The sequence below is a fragment of the Pedobacter psychrodurus genome (assembly GCF_032678585.1).
GTDB lineage: Bacteria > Bacteroidota > Bacteroidia > Sphingobacteriales > Sphingobacteriaceae > Pedobacter > Pedobacter psychrodurus_A.
Genome location: NZ_JAVTSN010000067.1, coordinates 1 through 20,912, shown reverse-complemented (window position 1 = coordinate 20,912; position 20,912 = coordinate 1). Strand labels below are relative to the sequence as shown.

Annotated in this window: 18 protein-coding genes; 7 read left to right on the top strand and 11 right to left on the bottom strand. The window is 38.3% G+C overall.

Annotation, left to right across the window (positions count from 1 at the left end; all coding sequences use genetic code 11):
- Positions 1–76 precede the first annotated feature (76 nt).
- From R2S57_RS28120 to pyrE, 7 genes are all read right to left on the bottom strand, one after another.
- Complete coding sequence (locus tag R2S57_RS28120; protein WP_316848243.1) at positions 77–2,371, bottom strand: M60 family metallopeptidase; 2,295 nt, start codon at positions 2,369–2,371, stop codon at positions 77–79.
- Between the two features lie 165 nt (positions 2,372–2,536).
- Entirely contained in the window at positions 2,537–5,137 is a 2,601-nt protein-coding gene (clpB, locus tag R2S57_RS28115; protein WP_316848242.1) for an ATP-dependent chaperone ClpB, read from the bottom strand.
- Positions 5,138–6,152: 1,015 nt separating this feature from the next.
- Positions 6,153–6,620, bottom strand: coding sequence for an IS200/IS605 family transposase (tnpA, locus tag R2S57_RS28110; protein ID WP_316848241.1), 468 nt, complete (start codon positions 6,618–6,620; stop codon positions 6,153–6,155).
- Positions 6,621–6,660: 40 nt separating this feature from the next.
- Positions 6,661–8,367 (bottom strand): alpha-L-rhamnosidase C-terminal domain-containing protein, encoded by a 1,707-nt coding sequence (locus R2S57_RS28105; protein ID WP_316848240.1) that lies wholly within the window; start codon positions 8,365–8,367, stop codon positions 6,661–6,663.
- Between the two features lies 1 nt (position 8,368).
- Positions 8,369–11,038 (bottom strand): alpha-L-rhamnosidase, encoded by a 2,670-nt coding sequence (locus R2S57_RS28100; protein ID WP_316848239.1) that lies wholly within the window; start codon positions 11,036–11,038, stop codon positions 8,369–8,371.
- A gap of 180 nt (positions 11,039–11,218) precedes the next feature.
- Entirely contained in the window at positions 11,219–11,617 is a 399-nt protein-coding gene (locus R2S57_RS28095; RefSeq protein WP_316848238.1) for an SRPBCC family protein, read from the bottom strand.
- 39 nt (positions 11,618–11,656) lie between these two features.
- Positions 11,657–12,322: an orotate phosphoribosyltransferase gene (gene pyrE / locus R2S57_RS28090; protein ID WP_316848237.1), complete on the bottom strand. Its 666-nt coding sequence runs from the start codon at positions 12,320–12,322 to the stop codon at positions 11,657–11,659.
- Positions 12,323–12,665: 343 nt separating this feature from the next.
- Between pyrE and R2S57_RS28085 the strand changes: the two genes are divergently transcribed.
- From R2S57_RS28085 to R2S57_RS28060, 6 genes are all read left to right on the top strand, one after another.
- Positions 12,666–13,478 carry a helix-turn-helix transcriptional regulator gene (locus R2S57_RS28085; RefSeq protein WP_316848236.1) on the top strand — a complete coding sequence of 271 codons (813 nt, stop codon included), beginning with the start codon at positions 12,666–12,668 and terminating at the stop codon, positions 13,476–13,478.
- Positions 13,479–13,564: 86 nt separating this feature from the next.
- The gene (locus tag R2S57_RS28080; RefSeq protein WP_316848235.1) at positions 13,565–14,335 is read left to right on the top strand and encodes an isocitrate lyase/phosphoenolpyruvate mutase family protein; all 771 of its coding nucleotides are present in this window, start codon (positions 13,565–13,567) and stop codon (positions 14,333–14,335) included.
- Between the two features lie 15 nt (positions 14,336–14,350).
- A complete protein-coding gene (locus R2S57_RS28075) occupies positions 14,351–14,722 on the top strand; it encodes a YybH family protein (protein ID WP_316848234.1) in 372 nt (123 codons plus the stop codon).
- Positions 14,723–14,964: 242 nt separating this feature from the next.
- Entirely contained in the window at positions 14,965–15,366 is a 402-nt protein-coding gene (locus R2S57_RS28070) for a hypothetical protein (protein ID WP_316848233.1), read from the top strand.
- A gap of 12 nt (positions 15,367–15,378) precedes the next feature.
- On the top strand, positions 15,379–15,555 hold the full coding sequence (locus R2S57_RS28065; protein ID WP_316848232.1) for a hypothetical protein: 177 nt from the start codon (positions 15,379–15,381) through the stop codon (positions 15,553–15,555).
- Between the two features lie 145 nt (positions 15,556–15,700).
- Positions 15,701–16,744, top strand: coding sequence for an NAD(P)-dependent alcohol dehydrogenase (locus tag R2S57_RS28060; RefSeq protein ID WP_316848231.1), 1,044 nt, complete (start codon positions 15,701–15,703; stop codon positions 16,742–16,744).
- 80 nt (positions 16,745–16,824) lie between these two features.
- On the opposite strand, the gene R2S57_RS28055 is transcribed toward R2S57_RS28060, so the two are convergent.
- A complete protein-coding gene (locus R2S57_RS28055) occupies positions 16,825–17,688 on the bottom strand; it encodes a hypothetical protein (protein ID WP_316848230.1) in 864 nt (287 codons plus the stop codon).
- Between the two features lie 213 nt (positions 17,689–17,901).
- The gene (locus tag R2S57_RS28050) at positions 17,902–18,084 is read right to left on the bottom strand and encodes a hypothetical protein (protein ID WP_316848229.1); all 183 of its coding nucleotides are present in this window, start codon (positions 18,082–18,084) and stop codon (positions 17,902–17,904) included.
- 374 nt (positions 18,085–18,458) lie between these two features.
- On the opposite strand from R2S57_RS28050, the gene R2S57_RS28045 reads away from it, so the two are divergent.
- Positions 18,459–19,070, top strand: a complete 612-nt coding sequence (locus tag R2S57_RS28045) for an NUDIX hydrolase (protein ID WP_316848228.1) — start codon at positions 18,459–18,461, stop codon at positions 19,068–19,070.
- Between the two features lie 217 nt (positions 19,071–19,287).
- Here the strand turns inward: R2S57_RS28045 and R2S57_RS28040 are convergent, their stop codons facing one another.
- Both R2S57_RS28040 and R2S57_RS28035 read right to left on the bottom strand, forming a co-directional pair.
- A complete protein-coding gene (locus R2S57_RS28040) occupies positions 19,288–19,893 on the bottom strand; it encodes a hypothetical protein (RefSeq protein ID WP_316848227.1) in 606 nt (201 codons plus the stop codon).
- Positions 19,883–20,386 (bottom strand): sigma-70 family RNA polymerase sigma factor, encoded by a 504-nt coding sequence (locus tag R2S57_RS28035; protein WP_316848226.1) that lies wholly within the window; start codon positions 20,384–20,386, stop codon positions 19,883–19,885. Before R2S57_RS28035 ends, R2S57_RS28040 begins: the two co-directional genes overlap by 11 nt.
- Positions 20,387–20,912 lie beyond the last annotated feature (526 nt).

The window sequence follows — 20,912 nt, the reverse complement described above, 5'->3', positions numbered from 1 at the left end:
AACAAGAAAATGAACTATCATGTTAGTTACGTTTTAAATAAAAAATCCCGTAAACTTAGTTACGGGATAGGATGAATTAATGTGGAAGATAAGTAACAAGCTCAGCTGGAAGCCAGGTTTTATAATCGCGTGTTTCGTTCTTTGCCTTTTCGCTCACAGGTATTTTCCAGATTTCGAAAAAAGAAGATAAATTGGCATTGGTAGTTTTGCAAATGGTTGTATACCAAAGATCGATACGTTGCTGGTTATTCAGTGGATGGTCATAGTATTTCCTGGGATCCATTTCGCGGTATATTTTATTGGCTTTGATAATGGGTTCCCATCCAAAATTTTCTATAATCTGGATATACATACTTAAGGCGACAAATGGATCATTTCCCCACTTTTCGAAAGTGGGTTGATTTTGAAGATATCCCTGGATTCTTTTTCTTACTTCTTCTTTGCTTTTAATTGCATCGTGATTATAAATCCCTTTATTTAGTACCTTATCATATACATACATCGAATATAGATTTGTAGTTACCTCACCTACCTCATCCATATCAAGTGCCCAAAATTGATGGCGATGGCCAAGTTCGTGAAAGTGCCCCCAGCTTCCTGTTGTGCCTACAATTTTCTCATCTAGCATCCAGGCGCAGCTTTGATCATCCGGCGCCACAATTTTATCCCACTGTGTAAACATATAACCGTAAGCAACCTGATTATCAATAATGATCCTTTCTGGGTGGGTTCTATTGCGGCTGATGATAGCCAGATCAGCATCTGCATCCATTACCCGGTTCCAAAACTTCATTAGTGATTCCGGATTTTCCAGGTTTTTAATCCGATAGGATGGAACAGTAAGAATAATATTATTCGTAGCAAGCTCTGCCCATGGTGCTGGGTTGTTTTTAATGGCTTCCCATTCGGCAAGAGTATTCTTCTCTAATTTATAATAGGGTGCCTTCACCACACCACTTGCTGTAATATTGATCGATTTTAGGGTAGAACTATCTGGAATCTTGATGTATAGCAAACCGCCATAAGGTGAAAAAATGGTTGTGGTATCTTTATCCAGTTCAAAAGATCTGGTTAAATCAAAACCGGCCCTTACCAGATTATCCATATGTTTTAAATCATCATTGTGGATACCAACCTGGGCCTTTAATTGTTGATTTTTATACATCGGATTGACCACGATGTTTACTTTTTCTCCCGCTGGTACATAAAGGCCGGTACTGTGCAACCTGAAATAACCAGCGTAAGGATCGAGCAAGCCCTGTGAACCTACTTTTACCTCTATATTGATCTGCTCAACCGTGCGTTTTGCACTTTTGGGTACTTCGCCGGGAAACGACTTACTTTCGGGGTAAATAAAATCGGTTGACTTTTCTACATTATGGGATTTATCAAAAAGATATTTTGAAAATTTATATCCGGCCTTTTTTGCAGGAGTGGAAATATCAAGTGGTTTTTTTAATGTTGGTACGGCGAGTGTGTCGCTGATAGATAATATAGACTTTACTTTTTTTATGATCCCGCTGGTATCAGCATTGTACTGGAAAGCCAGTTCAAGGGTGGGCTCTACCGCATAGGCATACTCGTTGGGATCGATTGATTTTGGGATAGGTTTGACCAGTTCTCTTGTAATATTTTTCAGGTCGAGATAAAAAGGTTCTTTTTTAAAGGTCAGGCTATCTTTTACGTTTTCTACCAGAAATAAAGTATATGCGTTAAATATACCAGCCTTGCTTAATACGTTATTGATCTTTACGAGGTCGTTCAGGTATGATTTGCCCGGATCGCGGTGTTTATAAATATAGGGGTATGGCGAACCGTAAACCAGACTGCCACCATCGCGCACAAATTTTTCGAGGGCATGCTGCTCTGTAGTATCTGTTACATCATCTGTTAAAAAATATAGATCTGTTTTTGCCTGTATTTTAGTGTTTTCAGCTACATAAACTTTTGCTTTATTGGCTTTTAAAACGTTAACCAATGCGGGATCAGCTGTTTTGGTTACCGCTACTTTTAGTTTTTTTGGATGAACGGTGGCATTTTCGAGGATATTTCTTAGCAGTTTCTGGATATTTTGATCAGCCAATAACTTACTTTTAAAGTAATCTGACGAACCAATCGTAAAAATCTGCCCCTTACCCAGGCTGGCAGTCATTATAACTGTAGTTAAAACTTCAGTTTGAGCAGCAAGGCGATGAGTGGCTACAATTTCCGGATTTTCATTTGTGGTATAAAACACCGAAACAAATGTACCCGTATCGGGCATAGGCAATGTTGTAATGTCTTTTAAAAGTGCTGATTTTTTAAATTTCTGTGCGAAGACATTACAGGTAAGGAAAGTTAAGATGAAGAGCGGATAGAATTTTGTACTCATTTTCGAGAGCTTGTGTTTCTGCAATTCTAATCATCCTAAATGGCTATATCAATATGATAAATGTTAAAAAAACTTAAATCCAGCTATTTAACTCAGATTACAGGTGTTTAAAGGACAAAAAAAAACCGTCCCAACGTAATCGGGACGGGATTTGATCGGCATATATTAACCAGCATTTTGATTCAGGAACACAAAATTATGGTCAAACATATCCAACTTAATTTTGCTGTCCTTATCTATCTTACCCGCCAATATCTCTTTCGACAACTCATTTAAGATTCTTTTTTGGATCACTCTTTTCAGCGGTCTGGCACCAAACTGCGGATCGTAACCCAATTGTGCCAGCCAATCCAAAGCTTCATCGCTGGCATCCATTTCTATACCCATTTCGGCCAATGTTTGCTGTACATGTTTAAACTGCAAGCTTACAATATTTCTGATTTCGCTGCGGTTTAATGGTGTAAACATAATTAGCTCATCAATTCTATTCAAAAATTCCGGGCGAATGGTCTGTTTCAATACCTCAAACAGTTCGTTTTTGGTTTTGGCAATTACTTCATCGCGGTTTTCGTCGCTTAGATTTTTAAAATTATCCTGAATTAAGTGTGCACCAATATTAGAGGTCATAATGATAATGGTGTTTTTAAAATTCACCGTTCTGCCTTTATTATCAGTTAATCGGCCATCATCTAATACCTGCAATAGAATGTTAAATACATCAGGATGTGCTTTTTCAATCTCATCAAGCAGCACCACCGAATATGGTTTACGTCTAACAGCTTCAGTTAACTGTCCGCCTTCATCATAACCCACGTATCCCGGAGGCGCTCCAATTAAGCGGGAAACGGCATGGCGTTCCTGATATTCACTCATGTCAATACGTGTTAAAGCATTTTCATCATTGAATAAAAATTCGGCTAATGCCTTTGCTAATTCTGTTTTACCTACACCGGTTGTGCCTAAAAAGATGAAAGAACCAATTGGCTTGCGTTTATCCTGTAAACCAGCACGGGAACGGCGAATGGCATCAGAAATGGCTTCAATGGCTTCATCCTGACCAGCTACACGTTGATGTAGTTCATCTTCTAAATGAAGCAGTTTTTCGCGCTCACTGGCAATTAGCTTTGTAACCGGAATACCTGTCCAACGGCCAACCACTCCTGCAATATCATCGGCAGTTACTTCTTCTTTAAGCATTCGGCTATCGCTCTGCTGACTTTCTAAATCGGCTTTAAGTTTTTCAACCTGATCCTGTGCCTCTTTAATTTTTCCGTAACGGATTTCAGCTACTTTTCCATAATCTCCGGCACGTTCAGCTTGCTCGGCTTCTAATTTATAGTGTTCTATCTGCTCGAGTTGATTATTCACCGCGTCTACCAAATCTTTTTCACCTTGCCATTTTGCCTTCAATTGATCACGCTCTGCTGATAGATTGGCGATATCTTCAGAAAGTTCTTTAACTTTTCTATCGTCTTTTTCGCGTTTAATGGCTTCACGTTCAATCTCTAAACGCATAATCTCACGGTCTAGAGCATCTACGTTTTCGGGTACGCTATCCATCTCCATACGCAATTTCGACGCAGCCTCATCCATTAAATCAATGGCTTTATCAGGCAAGAAACGATCTGCAATATACCGCTGACTCATTTCTACAGCCGCAATAATGGCTTCATCTTTAATCCTTACCTTATGGTGTGTCTCATAACGTTCTTTTAATCCACGAAGGATAGAGATCGCATCCTGGGTATCAGGCTCTTCTACCATTACCTTTTGGAAACGGCGCTCTAAGGCTTTATCCTTTTCCAGATACTTTTGGTATTCATCCAAAGTTGTCGCACCAATGGCACGTAATTCGCCACGGGCAAGGGCAGGTTTTAAGATGTTTGCGGCATCCATTGCACCTTCACCACCACCGGCACCCACTAAAGTGTGGATCTCATCGATGAATAAAACGATTTCGCCATCACTTTGGGTAACTTCTTTAACAACGGCTTTTAATCGTTCTTCGAACTCGCCTTTGTATTTTGCTCCCGCAATGAGTGAACCCATATCTAATGAATAGACTACTTTGCTTTTTAAATTTTCAGGCACATCGCCTTTAATAATCCTGAAGGCAATTCCTTCAGCGATGGCGGTTTTACCCACACCTGGTTCACCAATAAGAATAGGGTTATTCTTGGTTCTACGCGATAAAATCTGGATTACACGGCGGATTTCTTCGTCGCGGCCAATTACCGGGTCTAATTTTCCGCTTTCTGCGTATTCGTTTAAATTCCTGGCATATTTGCTTAAGGCCTGATAAGTAGCCTCTGCATTTTGATCAGTTACGCGGTTATCGCCGCGCAATTCTACAATGGCTTTTTTAAGGTCTTTTTCGTTAACCCCCTGTTCTTTTAATAATTTCGAAGTGTTATCGTTAACGGCAAGTATACCCAACAATAAATGCTCTACGGATACAAATTCATCCTTAAATTCTTTTAAAAATGTTTGCGCTTTTTGTAAAACGCTATTGGCATTTGATGACAGATAGACATTACTTCCGCTCACTTTCGGGAACTTGGCAATCTCTGCATCTAAGTTTTGATTCAATGAATTTAGGTTAACGTTTAATTTCTTTAAAACATAAGAAACCACGTTTTCATCAACAGTAAGCAAACCTTTAAGCAGGTGTGCCGTTTCAATAGCCTGTTGCTGATTGCCCTGGGCTATTTCAGAAGCCTGTTGAACTGCTTCCTGGGCTTTTATGGTAAAATTGTTGAAGTTCATATTCCCTTTAAGTCAAAACAAATGCCATGTTAGTTTTGATTTTTAAATCGGAAATTTTGTCGGTAAGTTTTTGTTTTTTATGACTAAATTGCTGATAATTAGCCTATTGTACTGAAAATTTGTCTGGAAATACAAATGGGTAGCACCTACGGTGCATGATGCTAGTTGTTTTATGGTTTACAAAGGGGTTGCCCCTCTGGGGCAGTAAAATTGCACTTTATATTTGTCCATATGGCACATATTGCTACGCATTGTAAAGTGCAGTAGCACCTACGGCGCATGATTATGGGGGCAGGCGTTTACAAATAGGTTGCCCCTCTGGGGCAGTAAAATTGTATTTAGGATTTGCCTATATAGCACATATTACTATTCAATTTTAAAATGCAGTAGCACCTACGGCGCATGATTATTGGGGACAGGCGTTTACAAATAGGTTGCCCCTCTGGGGCAGTAAGATTGTATTTAGTATTTGCCCATATGGTACATATTGCTACGCAATTGTAAAAATGTATTAGCATCTATCGACCATAAGCATAGATGCGTGAATTGCAAGTCTATTGTCTCTTTGGGGCAGTAAGATTGTATTTAGTATTTGTCCGTATGGCATATATTGCTTCGCATTGTAAAAATGCAGTAGCACCTACGGCGCATGATTATTGGGGGGCAGGGATTTACAAATAGGTTGCCCCTCTGGGGCAGTAAGATTGTATTTAGTATTTGCCAATATGGTACATATTGCGACGCAATTGTAAAAATGTATTAGCACCTACGGCGCATGATTATGGGGGGCAGGCGTTTACAAATAGGTTGCCCCTCTGGGGCAATAAGATTGTATTTAGTATTTGCCCATATAGCATATATTACTACGCAATTGTAAAAATGCAGTAGCACCTACGGCGCATACCTCTGTGGCAGTAAAATAGTTTATATGTTTTTTTTGCTGATTTGCCACAGAGTGGCTACCTCTTTGTAAAAATGTAAGATGCATTTTTTTTGCCCCGTTAGGGGCTACCCTCTAAGCATCAAGCAGGTCAGTAAACAGATATTTTTCGTTATACTCGATTTTGTTATCGCGTAAGATAGATAAGTATTCCGTTTTAAAATTTCTTTTTTTGTGATGTTCTTTTTGATTTAAAATATATTTAACTACAGCATCAATCTGCGAATGACTATTGCTAAAAGCACCATAACCTTCTTGCCATCTAAATTGGTGTTTGGTAAATCCCTGGACATTAACAAATTCTGAGCTGTCGCCTTTAACTAGGCGCATCAAATCAGAAATAGACTGTGCCGGATTTAATCCGATAAACATGTGTAAATGATCAGGCATTGAATTTATTGCCAGCATTTTGTGTCCATTTCCTTGAACAATACCAGTTATATATTTGTGTAAGCGGTCTTCCCATTCGATATTGATAACGGATTTGCGATATTTTACAGCAAAAACAATGTGTATATGTAATCGAGTATAGGTATTTGCCATTGGAGTAATTTGATAAATTTTGATTTATCAAATTACAAAATTATTTAGTTAATACCTTCACACCCTTGGGTGCCTTAATTTGTGTTTTAATCTTTCCGTTAACCAATGTATGTTTAACACTTAAAATACCATAAGGGGTAGGGAAAGTACCTTCGGCAAAAGTTAAATCGCCAAGGTTAGGTTTAATGCGGATCACTTTACAGCCCGGATCTACAACTGAGATACCTAGAACATGCTCGGTTAACCAGGGTGTTGGTCCGGATGCCCAACCATGGCACAGGCTATGGCGGAAACCGATGTAACAATACGCGCCATAAGCACCATGGATGTCAATTTTACCTTCAGGGACAAGTTCATCGATCCTGCCCGCATTTTTGATCCAATCCATATTAAAGTCTTCCCAAAAGGTAGTTGCGCCCAATTTTAACATGGCGCCCCAGTATTCGCGGATGATATTCATTGCACCCTGATAATCCTTCGCATTCGCTTTGGCCTGTAACATATAATAACCAAAAAACGTAGAGAAATTTTTAGCTCCACCGTCGGATAGAATCGTATTTGCACGTTGTGCGTCCATTAAATTTGATAGAGAAAGCAAGGCAGCAGCTTGTTTAGAACCGTTGGTATCTGGAATATGTTTTTTAAGCCGTTCTACTGCCAGATTACATTGTTTAGCTGTTTCTTGATCGTTTAACTTACCCATTAAATCTGCACCTGCATTTAAGGATAAAATCATCATCGATTGAAGGCCGGCATGGATCGCTTTTGGATCTTCGCTCGATGGCCAGTCTAAAAACCGTTGCCCATCTAAATTTTCTTTATTGTCTGATCCGATTTTTCCCACGAGCAGCTTTAGCAGTTTGGCTAAATAATCTTTTTGTGCCGCTAAGTATTTCAGATCGCCACTATGGTAATACAAATCTCTCTGGTTAATAATCCACCACATGGAGTAGGCGCTGATGCCATTCATCCATTCGGGTAGTGGAGTGGTTTCTTTTGCAAAATCAAGTGATTTTGGTACTACTTCGTTATAACCGAAAACAGCATTAATGGTCGCAATTTCCGGGTTTAAATCGCCCACCCACACCAAACGGTCGCGTTTAATGCCATCCCAGAGGTAATCCTGCATATTGAGCTGAACGGTGTATGCACCTGTTTTCCAGATTTTATTTAACAAGGTATCACTACAATTGAAAGAGCCTTTATATTCCAGATTCCGGTATTTAGAAATGGCCCTGATTTCTTTTAAAATAAGTTTAACGTTGTCTTCCAGAAGATCGATCCTTGCAAAACGGTAACCGGTATTGCCGATTTCGGCAATACCCAGCCATGGAAGCAGTGTTTCCTGATCCCGGATGGCATGATCATTTGTAGCGCCGCCTTTACCCCCTACATCAGACATGGCCTCACTTGCCGATTCTCCAAACCTGATCCGCACTTTTATGGGCTTGTTCCCAGCCCAGATACCAGTTACAATCTGGATACCACCTTGAAGTTCTTTGCCAAAATCCAGAAGAATACTGGCCTTTATACCTTGTTTATTTTCGAGGATGCACATGTTCTGGTTGCGCACATCGGCCTGACCAACGCCTTCCTGTAAAAGTCTCTCTGCATTTTTAACCTCGCCAGCTTTCCACAAAATTCTATTGGGACTGATGTATTCGGTGACTTTTTGGTTGTTGCTCTGAGCTAGCGATTTTCCAATGCTAAATGCAGCAATAAACATTAAGATTTTGGTAAATTTCATATTAATTCGTTTCAATAATGTGTGTGCCTGAAGATAGGTTGACTTGTCCACCTGCAATTGTTTTTCCATTTAAACGAATCACCCGATCTTTTACCATATCTAAGTTGATGGTAGCGGTAGAATTTGCAGGGATAGTAATATCGTACCTAAGTCCGTTATTAATTCTTTTCCAGGCACAGATTATTTTGCCATAAGGGCCAATGTGGCTAGCCTCAAATGAATTTAACCCTTCCATAACATGTGGGTTTAATATTACATGTTTAAATCCTGGCTGCATTTCATCCGGTTTAATGCCGCCTGGCGATTTGTATAACCAGGCACCAATTTCTCCGAACATGATGTGGTTCATAGAAATATCTGATTTGGCATCAATAGGCCAGTTTTCGTATAAGGTGGTGGCTCCATTTTCCATCCACCAGCCCCAACTTGGATACGTTTTTTGTGCGGCAACCTTGTAAGCGATATTACTATAACCATTTTCACTTAAAGCATTTAAAATGGCTTTTGTACCCAATAGGCCCACATCTAAATGGAAACCATTGGCTTCCACGCGTTTAGCTAAATTTTCGGCAACTAATGCAATTGATTCTTCTGGAACGATTTTCCAGTAAAGTGGAACACTCATTTCGGTTTGTACACCAGAAGCATAAATTCCTTTTTCCTTATTTAAATACTTGGCATTAAACGCGTCTTTAATTTTTTTAGCCAATTTAAGGTATTTTTCATAATCGTCGTTTTTGCCTAAAATTTTAGCTGCTTTGGCCAAAATAAGCACATCAGCATAATAATAACAGGTAGAAGTAAGCTCAACAGGGGATTTAGATTTTACCGGAATCCAATCACCCAACCCCCAGGTGGTTAAACCCGTTGGGTAGGTTTGGTCGATATGGTTGACGTATTTTCTGATGTTTTCATAACAATCGGCAAGTAATTTTTGATCGCCATAAAACAGGTAAACATTCCATGGGATAATCGCAATGGTACTGGTCCAGTCTGGCCCATTTCCCCACTCATAACCCCAGCCGTCGGTAGGAATGATAGAAGGCAAAACCCCGTTTGGCTGTTGCTCATCGCGGTGATCGGCAAGCCATTTTTCGTAAATGGTAATGCCATCAAAACCATATAAACCAGTCTCTATGGCAATCTGTGCATCGCCTGTCCAGCCGTTTTTCTCTCTCTGCGGACAATCAGTTGGGTAACCAAAAAGATTCGAAAGGTAAGAATTGTTGGTGGCATAATAGATTTTGTTAATAATTGGTTCAGATGATTTAACATCACCAACAACCGGTACATCACTGTGCATAAAATAGCCAACCAGATCTTCCTTTTTCAGTTGGATAGGAGCAGAGCTGCTTACCTCAACATATTGGAAACCCTTGTAATTAAAGTGTGGCATAAAACTTTGTTGGCCTTTTCCACTTAAAATCAGGATATCCGTTTGAAAAGGATCTGTATTATCTGTTGGACGGTAATGGGCATCGATATTTGAAATATCTACATGGCCATTGGCATACAATCGTTCGCCATGTTTTAGTTTTATTGTGGTTCCCGCAGGGCCATTTACAGTGATTTTACTTACGCCCGAAATATTTCTGCCCAAATCGAAAAGATAAGTGGTGTCGTTAAACTTTCTTAAACTTTTACTCGCTATTCCTTCTACATTACGGATAGGGTGTAAAGCCTGCGCAACAATATTTTTAGATGGTGCCGACCGGTATATCACGTCTTTCCAATCCTTATCATCATAATTTAGTGTATTCCAGCCTGTTTTTTCTAAACGTGCATCGTAATGTTCGGCGGTGTAAATGCTATTAAAAACGATTGGACTTAAAGCCGTTTTCCAGCCTTTACCCGATTTGATGACTTCGGTAGTTCCATCTTCGTAAGTGATGCGTACATCGAGGCAAAAGGTAGGCCTGTTGCGCCAGGGCGCACGATCGAAATCCCAAACTGCGGTTGATTGGTGATTGTACCATCCATTTCCCAACAATACACCAATGGCGTTTTTACCCTGGCTGATGGCGTTGGTTACGTCGTATGTAACATATAATGTTCTCCTATCGTACCGTGTATACATGGGGTCCATGCGGTGGTTACCAATTTTCATCCCATTGATAGATAGTTCGTATAATCCGCCGGCGGCGATATAGGCCCTTGCCGATTTGATTTTTTTATTGGTGGTAAAAGTATTCCGGAAATAGGGGGCTGGTTTAAGCTTGATATTTTCATTGTCCGAAATCCAGGCACCCTGCCAGTTTTCCATTTTCATCATTCCGGTTTCAAAACTGGCGATATAAGGTTTGGTGGATCTCTTTTTGTTTCCATCTGCAATATCAATCCTCCAGAAATACTTGGTAAAAGGTTTTAGTAACTGACCAGAATAAATAACCAGATTCTGATCTGAAGTAATCCAACCTGTTTTCCACAGTTTTGCATCGGCTTTTAAGAGCAAAGCAGAATCGGTATCGACTAAAACACGATAGGCAGTTTGTTTGGCCTCTTGGCTGGCATCATGCATTTGCCAGGTAAAACGTGGATTGGGATTATCTAAACCGATGGGATTAACCAGATATTCAGTTTTTAGAGCTGTAACAGATGATTGGGCAAGTGTTTTAGAAACAGGGGTAAGAATAAAGAGCAAGGCGGTTACCTTTAGAAATCTGAGGTTCATAGTTTAAAGGTTATTCAAAAACTAAGGTATTAAAAAAACTAAGGTATTAAAATAATATGCCGATAGAAGAACCGCAATGGAATTTTTACGCATAAAAAAAGCGAAGCACTAGCTTCGCTTTTTTTATCTGTGAAATCAATATAATCTGTGGAATCACACTCTTATCTGTGAAATCACTTTCTATACTAATATCTCTTTCAGTTTTTCGGTTTGGTGATCAGCCAGTTTTTGCAAGGGACCAGAGGCCAACATCTTCATCATCATGTTCAGATCTGCTGAAATAATGTGTTTGGCAGTAGTTGTTCCGTTTCCATTATCGGATACAGTCCATTTTAACTCTACATCAAAAGGTGCTTTTTCACTAGGAATGGCTATTATTTCTTCATTTTCTACCCGGTTGGAAATTTTAATGGCCAATTTTGCCATATTTTGGATGGTAAACCGTGCATCATCTTCAGTAGATTCCCAGTTGTAAATATTTTCTGGCATCAATTGCTGATGGTTGTTCATATTGGATAGAAAAGCGTAAACCTCAGCAACTGGTTTATTCACTTCTACTGTGCTTTCAATAACAGTCATTATATATTTTTAAAAATTAGGATTGTTTTAATTCAAAATTTAAGACTCCGAACTCAAAACCTGTCCTTGTCCCCATTCTGAAGGATTTAAACGCCATTTACCCAATAATTCCATATCACTTTTGGCAATAATGCTGTGCTCGGCAGCATAATCGATTAAAGCACCATAATTAGATAAAGTAAAGTAACGGCATTTTGCAGCTGCGAAATTTTCATCTGCTTTTTCGAAACCGTAAGTGAAAATTGCAGCTAAACCAGCTACAGATAAACCTGCGCTTCTTAGTGCATCAACGGCTTGCAAACTACTTTTTCCGGTAGAGATTAAATCTTCGATCACCACTACGCGTTGGCCTTCTACTACTTCTCCTTCTATTAAACTTCCGGTACCGTGTTCTTTAGCTTTTGCTCTTACATAGATAAAGGGTAAACCTAATTCCTGAGCTACTAAAACACCTTGAGGGATTCCAGCGGTTGCAACACCCGCAATAACATCTACAGAGCCAAATTCTTCCTGGATGGCCTGTGCAAGTTTCTGACGGATGTAAGTTCTAACCTGTGGATGGGAAAGGGTAATTCTGTTATCGCAATAAATCGGCGATTTCCAACCAGATGCCCATGTAAAAGGGTTGCCTGGTTGTAATTTGATTGCTTTTATCTGTAATAAAAATTCCGCTACCTTTAATTCAATATCACTTTTATTATACATGGCTCAAAATTACAGATTTATTTGTGTTTGTCATAACGTTTATTAAACCCTAATGTTTTGCAGGGATAAAGAAATGTAGAAAAATAATTCAATTTCCACATTCAAATGTTCCAAATATCGGAAATTTCGATGGATGGTAAAAGCTATTTCTTACCACTCCTTGTAAATCAGTACGATAAAGAATAGCGCTCCCTAAAACGCGGATCATCTTTGGCAATTTTTTTTAGGTGTTGAATTCTAATTGTGAAGCCGCTACACATTATTTTGCTATATTTTGTTCCGATTTTTACAATTTTAGGGTTTGGAACTGTCTTAAATTTACGATCTTGTAAGTAATTAGCGTATGGAATTTAAGCAGTTTTTACCTTCGGATACCTTAAAACCTTATATCAGGCATTATTATATCTTTCAATCGGATTCGGAAACGACTTTTGAAGATGTAGTGTTTCCCAGTGGAGATATGGAGCTGATATTTAACCTGGGTAATGGAAGCTGGGAATCTCTTATAAAGGATGGTTTTAAGAAAACGCCAGAGATTGAACTTTGGGGACAGATTACAAAACCGCTTGCTATCCGGTCGATGGGCAAACATTCGATGCTGGGAATCAAGTTTTATACCCATTCCGCATCGTACTTTTTTAATGATCAGATGGGGGTTTTTAACGATGCTATTACCGATCTGCGGGATGTGATTGGAGCAGGAGCAGATGTGATCCATCAAAAACTATTGGAAACAGAAGGCGACCAAAAAAGGATTGATCTTTTAGAAACATTTCTGTTGAAAAGGCTGATTAATCATGAAAAAAAGTCTTTTCATATCAACAAGGTAGCTGATATTTTAAATAGTATCCTAAAAGATGCTTCAGGAAGTAATATTACCTATATCGCATCAAGACACAATATTACTACCCGATATTTGCAACGGTTATTGCATCAGCATACCGGGCTTTCGCCAAAATCTTACGATAAAATTAACCGCTTCCAGCAAAGTTTGAAGATGATCTCTAAAAATGAAGAGCCATTTACCAATATTGCTTATGCCTGCGGGTATTTTGACCAATCTCATTTTATAAGAGACTTTAAATCCTTTACCGGACTTACTCCTTCGAGTTATCTGGATAACCTCACTCCGGTAAACCAATTACTTTTTCCATAAGTTTTATTTTGTTCGGATTTGTACAATCCGCTGATTTTTAAGGACTATATCTTTGATGTATAATCAATTAAATCAAGATATAGCTTATGAATTCTTTTGAAACATTTAAACATTTACACAAAAATACCGCACCACTTTTGATCGGTAATGTATGGGATGTAAAAAGCGCAGAAATCTTTCAAACCAATGGTTTTAGGGCCATTGGCATTTCCAGTCAAGCCATTTCGAATGCCCTGGGTTATCAGGATGGCGAAAATTTACCCTTTGAAGAACTGCTCCGCGTAAGCAAACGCATTACCGATATGGTAAATATTCCACTCACCGTTGATATGGAGGCTGGTTATAGTCGTAATCTGCAGGGGATCTTAGAAAATATAGAAAAACTACACGATTGCGGTGCAGTTGGGATCAACCTTGAAGATACTTTGCCGGGTGAAAACAGATCCTTGGTGGCCGCTGCCTCATTTGCCGAAACGATTGCCACTGTTGCTGAACACATCAAAAAAAAGAAACTGAATATCTTTCTGAATATCCGAACAGATGCATTTCTTTTAGGATTGCCAAATGCCCTGGAAGAAACCCAAGCCCGTGCTAAATTATATCATGCCGCCGGTGCAGACGGAATTTTTGTGCCATGCATTACTGATAGTATAGATATTGCCGCTGTAGTTCGATCTACTTCACTTCCCATCAATGTAATGTGTATGCCTGATCTTCCTGGATTTAAAGCGTTGGAATCGTTAGGTGTTAAACGCATTAGCATGGGTGGGTTCTTTTTCAATAAAATATATGATCAGGCAGGCATACTGGCACGTAGAATAATGAAAGAGCAAGGGTTTTCAAGCATTTTTTCTTAAACAATAACACAAATTATGATGAATTTACCAAAGCGGGCAGAAGATGCCCATGCAGCATTAGCTGCCGCATTTAACACTGGCGATGTTGCCACAGTACTGAGCATGTACGATACATCTGGTATTATTGTTCCCGAACCTGGGAAACCTGTAACAGGCAAAGCACAATTTGAAGAAGCCGTTAAAGCCATCTTATCCATTAAAGGAAAAATGGAAATCAAAACGGTTTACTGCATGCAGACCGGAAACCTCGCCGTTGGAAGATCGGAATGGAACATTACAGATGGAGATGAAGTGAAGGTAAGGGCAAAAGGCATCGAACTGATGAAGCAGAGCGAAGATGGCACATGGAAAATTTTGATCGACCATGCTTTTGGGGCAGAAGACTGACAGGTAATCTGAAAGTCTGAAATAGATTAAGACTTCGGAGATCGTCATCTAATAGCTATCGGATGATGATTTTTGTGTTTATTCTTTACGGTTCGTCATTCTGAACTTGTTTCAGGATCTTTCCAGCTTAAAGTCATTTCGCTTAGGTGCTATACCCCTGAAACCAAATTAAATCCGTTCCGATTCGTCCTATTTTTAAGCCTTTGGCTAAGGTAATTTTGATCATAATAAAGATGTATTTTATGAAAACGACAAAAATTTTATTGGCCATTTTACTCGTGATCACAGTATGCCGAACAAAAGAAATTTTCGATAAGGAGATCAATGGAATAATCACAGGCAAACAGAAATTATCGGAAGCTATACAAGTGATTGGTGATGCTTTCGAAGCATTCGAAAAGGAAACGCTAACCGATTTAGTTGGCCATTTTATAGATGATCAATTGGCTACTGGAAGCTTAAAATATTTTTCAGGTGCTAATGCTGATGAGACTATTGAAAAAATCTTTTATTTAGTGTTAGATGGAATGATAAGGGAAAATGAATCGGTGTTTATCGGTAAAAAAAAGGCCATAATTGAAATATGGGGATTGCCTTTTAAGCTATATACTGTAACAAATGTTAAAATTAGCTGTCATAATTAATATCCCTCATTTATGATTGTTTTAAAATCTGATTATTTTAGCTCGCACGAACGCCTTACGCTTTTTATCAACGAGAACCATATTAAACGCGAAGATATTTTAGTGATCACGCAGGACCAAGGGATGTTTACCATCTTTTTTTACGCGGATGATGTTATAAAAGAAATTACACACGGCTTGTTCTCCTAATACGGATTAAGACGCGCTTCTGCCACATCAAATTTACAGTACATCATAGCGTTGTTTGAATTTTGCAATGAATTATTTGATTTGTGTAACCGTTCCTAACAAAGGGCTGGTTACATTTGTTATGGTAAAATAAATTTAAATTTTTATGATAGCAACAAAAGGATATGCGGCACAAAATGCCGAAACAGATCTTGCACCCTGGAATTTTGAGCGCCGGGAAGTAGGACCTCATGATGTGCAGTTCGAAATACTTTTCTGTGGTGTTTGCCACTCAGACCTGCACCAGATCAAAAACGACTGGTTCCCAGGGATTTTCCCAATGGTTCCAGGTCATGAAATTGTAGGTAGGGTAACAAAAGTTGGAGATCATGTTAAGAAATTTAAGGTAGGCGACCTTGCCGGAACAGGTTGTATGGTCGATTCTTGTCAGGTTTGTGAGAACTGCAAGCAAGATTTAGAGCAATATTGTTTAGAAGGCAATACACAAACGTATAATGGTTTAGAGCGAGATGGAAAAACACCTACTTATGGTGGTTATTCAGATTCGATTGTGGTGCGCGAAGAATTTGTACTTCATGTATCGGATAAATTGGATCTTGCTGCTGTAGCGCCACTTTTATGTGCTGGAATTACAACTTATTCTCCGCTAAGACATTGGAAAGTAGGAAAAGGCCATAAACTTGCCGTATTGGGTTTGGGTGGTTTAGGTCATATGGCCGTGAAATTCGGAGTAGCCTTTGGTGCTGAAGTAACCGTATTGAGTACTTCGCCGAAAAAAGAAGAAGATGCCAAAAAACTAGGTGCGCATCATTTTGTGGTGACTACCGACCCTGAGCAGGTTAAAGCAGCCAGAGGTACCTTCGATTTTATATTGGATACCGTTTCTGCCGAACACGATTTTAACATGTACCTTTCTTTATTGAGAACAAATGGCACGCACATTTGTGTAGGTGTTCCACCTAAACCAGCAGAAATTGCAGCATTTAGTTTATTGGGTGGCAGAAAAAGCCTTGCGGGTTCTGGTATCGGAGGAATTGCCGAAACTCAGGAAATGTTGGATTTCTGTGCTGAAAACAATATTGTATCGGATATCGAAATGATCGATATGAAAGATATCCACAAAGCTTACGAGCGCATGGAAAAAGGCGATGTACGTTACCGTTTCGTGATTGATATGGCTACACTATAAGCTTAAATCAACAGGAAAAATCTATACAAAGGGTTTAGAGGCATAGTTAGGGCTTCTAAACCCTTTTGATTAAAGAAAGATTAACTTTCAGTATTCCTGATAAAGTCGGCTAAACGAATTTTATGATCGGTTTCTACTTTGAAGATCTGGTTTTTATTTTCAGCAAGCAGATTGCTCAGGTTGCTGAGTGAATCTTTAAGATAGGAGACAGACAGCATGCGCGAAATTCTACTTCTTATTTTATCGGCCATAAATAATTCTACCAGGATCAGGCTGACCAAAAACATATAATGTGTAAGGATGAGGTTATTGGCATTCTTCCCAAGCGCTGGCATACCTAAAGACACAAAAATGGTATCGATTACCAACGGAATTCCAATGATCGCTACAATTGAAAAAGCACTTACCTTTAAACTGATGCTTTTTTCTGCAAGCTTCATCTGTTCGTTAAATGCCGAAAATTTACTTTGAAAGGGGATACTCCTGTTATTTTGTTGTTGTTCCAGTTTCTGAAGATCTTTACCGTATTCAATATCAATTTTCCTAACCTGCTCTACAATATAGGTTTCAGCATTGTTCAGCTTTTCCTGATCTTCTACAATAGATTCTTGCTCTGCAATAATTTTGTCCATCACCATCAGATCTTCGGGGATACCATGACGTAGTTTTTGTTCTGCCGCAACGATACGGTTATCCAGTTGTTTAAACTGTCGTTTAAGTTCACTGATCTCTTTTGTATAATGCTCTTTTTTGGAAGCATAATTGCTTTCCAGACTATTCAGTTCTGAAACATACTCGAAATCTGCCAAAAGCTGTTCGTTATTAGCAAAGCGCTGATAAAGTCCATTTAATGTGATAAAAAGCTCCCCCGTTGATTTTTCCGGATTGGAAAGATCATTCTGATAGGCTTCCAGGTCTGTTTCTGATAATGAAGGTATTGGCATGGTAGATTAAAACGTTAAAATTATAAAAAATATTTACCGTTAAGTGAATTATTCGCTATAGTTTTCCTTGTGAATGCTTCAAAAACAGTAAGCAAGCAACATTTTTACAATTTGGTGTCTGGTGATGATTAAAAGATATTTCAGTCATCAATAGCGGGTATACACCAAATGCGGCAAATGAATAAGTATTTTTTAATAAGCACTTGCTGTAATCTATTTAATGATCAGTATGGTGCCTTTTTTGTTTTCAAGTTTGAAATAAAACTGTTTTTCTCTGAGGTATTCTAAAATTTCAATTCCAACCACCATCCCTGATTTGCCGCAATCAGATTCGATTATATCACCAATTTTTATTTTCTCAAGTCGCTCAATAGGAGTAGAGTGCTTAATTTTCATGTTGTTCTTATTTGGTTAAAAATGATCGAACAAAACAGATAATAAGAGGTTTTGAAAAAGATAAAATATGCTATAAATACGGTTTAATCAGTATTTCTACGTTATTAAAGTTTTTTTTCACCTTTTTAATAAAAAGTTATATATTTGTACCAAGCAAGGGGTGAGAGCCTTGCATCAATCTTTGATTGAGAGCGTTAATTTAGATAAGGTTACAACATTTAATTGTTGTAACCTTTTTTTATACCTGATAAATAACTCAACAATTTTTCTACTTTAGGGAAAGCAAATGCTCCGCTTTTATGGCATTACAATACTATAAAAGGAAAAGTAGTGGGTTTAGCCTTCGCACCATTTGAATGTGTTTTTAAAAATATATGCCAAGAAACTATAGAATTTATATCAACGATAACACTTTGTTTATCTCAGATTTTTTGCCAGAACAAAAAGAAAAAATTCAACAACTTGAATTTCAGGATTTTGATCTGCAGACATTCTACAAAAAACTAAAAAATGGATCTAAAAAGAGCTATATTTTCCTGACAAAGAACCCTCAGGAAACCTTTAAAAAGTTAAAGAAAGATTGTACCATTATAAAAGCTGCAGGTGGTTTGGTAGAGAGCGCGAATGGGAATTACCTTTTTATTTTTAGGAATAAAAAATGGGATTTGCCCAAAGGAAAACTCGAAGAAGGTGAAAAAATGAAAGAAACCGCCGTTCGTGAAGTGGAAGAAGAATGTGGGATCAAGGTATTTAAACGTGAAGAAAAGCTTTGTAAAACCTATCATGTTTATCCCATTGGTTCTAAAATGGTGATCAAAAAAACGAACTGGTACAAAATGAAGGTTAAAGGCGAGCCGAAATTGGTACCGCAAAAAGAAGAGGGAATTGATGAAGCCGTTTGGCTGGATAAAAACCACCTTTCGCCAGTGGTTAAAAATACTTTTCCATCCATTATGGATGTGTTAAGGACCGGAGGGTTACTGTAGTTTATCCGTGGTGTCAGATATTTCTATCTGACACGGATCTGATTCTAGATTTGAAATTTAACATATTTTTACCGTCAGATGGTAACATCCGATTACACATCTTGTGGTGTCAGATATTTCTATCTGACAGATCTGATTCTAGATTTGAAATTTAACATATTTTTACCGTCAGATGGTAACATCTGACATCACTTATACTTAAACATCTGACAGCACCTTACTCATAATCCAGTTCATCAACTATTTTTTTTACCTGCTTTAAATGTTTTCCGTAATAATACCATGCCCATAGTTCGGTAATGGCACCAATAATTAAAATGGAAATAAAGCAGTTCAATAAAATATAAACTGAGGATAATTTGCTTAAAATCCTGATGAATATAGATGCTTTTTCTATAAACAGATATACTGCTATCAACGCGACCCCAATAAAGGCAACGATATAGGTTAGCGCTTTATAAAGTTCTACATTCAATTTCATTTCATAGTAAAACCACAGGATGTTTTTGCGGGTATCCAGGCTCATGTCATAAGAATTTTTATAGAACCGGTAAAATTTAATAAAGTAATATGCCGTAAAACCGCAGGTGATGGCATAAAACATTAAAAATACCTGGTCCATTGCCGGTGAAAAACTGAAAAGGTATGGGATGAAGGCCATGATGACCAAAAAGAACATCTGGTAAAAAAACTCATGTTTCATTTTTCCCCTGATCCTATCAATTGGGGTATGTGCCTGTTTTATTTTTAGCATATCGGTAGAAATGTTATTTCCATCTGGATTTTCAGCATTCCATTCGTTTTTAATGTCGTCAAAATTCATAACCGTTTTTCTTTATGATGAACTGTAATTTTTCTTTTGTCCTGTTGAGTTTAACCCTTGCATTCACTTCGCTGATGCCAAGATTTTCAGCAATCTCCCGATGGGATTGATTTTCGAGAAAAAGAAATATCAATGCTTTTTCGATCACATTCAACTCTTGAACGGCAGTGTACAGATAGGCTAATTTCTCTTCTTTACCTTCGCTGTCGTTTACATCTATGATGTCAATATTTTCGTCTAAAGGTATTTTATCAACTTTTCTATTGTCCTTTTTGAAATAGATCAATGCCGTATTTAAGCATACACGGTACATCCAGGTGGTAAATTTTGCGTTGCCCTTAAAAGTAGGATAGGCTTTCCAAAGCTGTAATACGATTTCCTGAAACAGATCACGCTGTTCTTCAACACCATTCGTATACATTTTTGAAATTTTATGTATAATCGCTTTGTGCTGATTAATCAGGGTGAGAAATATGTTTTCTGTTTCTTTCATCGAATGTTATAACCCATTGGTAACGGATTGATTAAAACGTTACAGAGTTTGTTGAAATAAATTGTGGTGTCAGATATTTCTATCTGATGTGGTGTCAGATATTTCTATCTGACACAGATTCAAGCAAATTAGAAATCTGTAAGTAAATATAGCTATGAGTCAGGTGGTAATACCCGATTCCACATTTTCTGCTGATTTGAGCGAGATGCTAACTAGTTGCGGTCTTCGACTCCGCTCAGACTGACCAAAACACCCCGTTCTGGAATATGGTGGTGTCAGATATTTCTATCTGACACAAATAAATACAAACTATAAATATGTACCTAAACGTATCTATGAGTCAGGTGGTAACACCTGACAGCACAATAGATATTTCTATCTGACACAAATAAATACAAACTATAAATATGTACCTAAACGCATCTATGAGTCAGGTGGTAACACCCGACTCCACATTTTCTGCTGATTTGAGCGAGATGCTCAGACTGACAAAACACCCCGTCCTGCGGACACCCCTCTGAAAGAG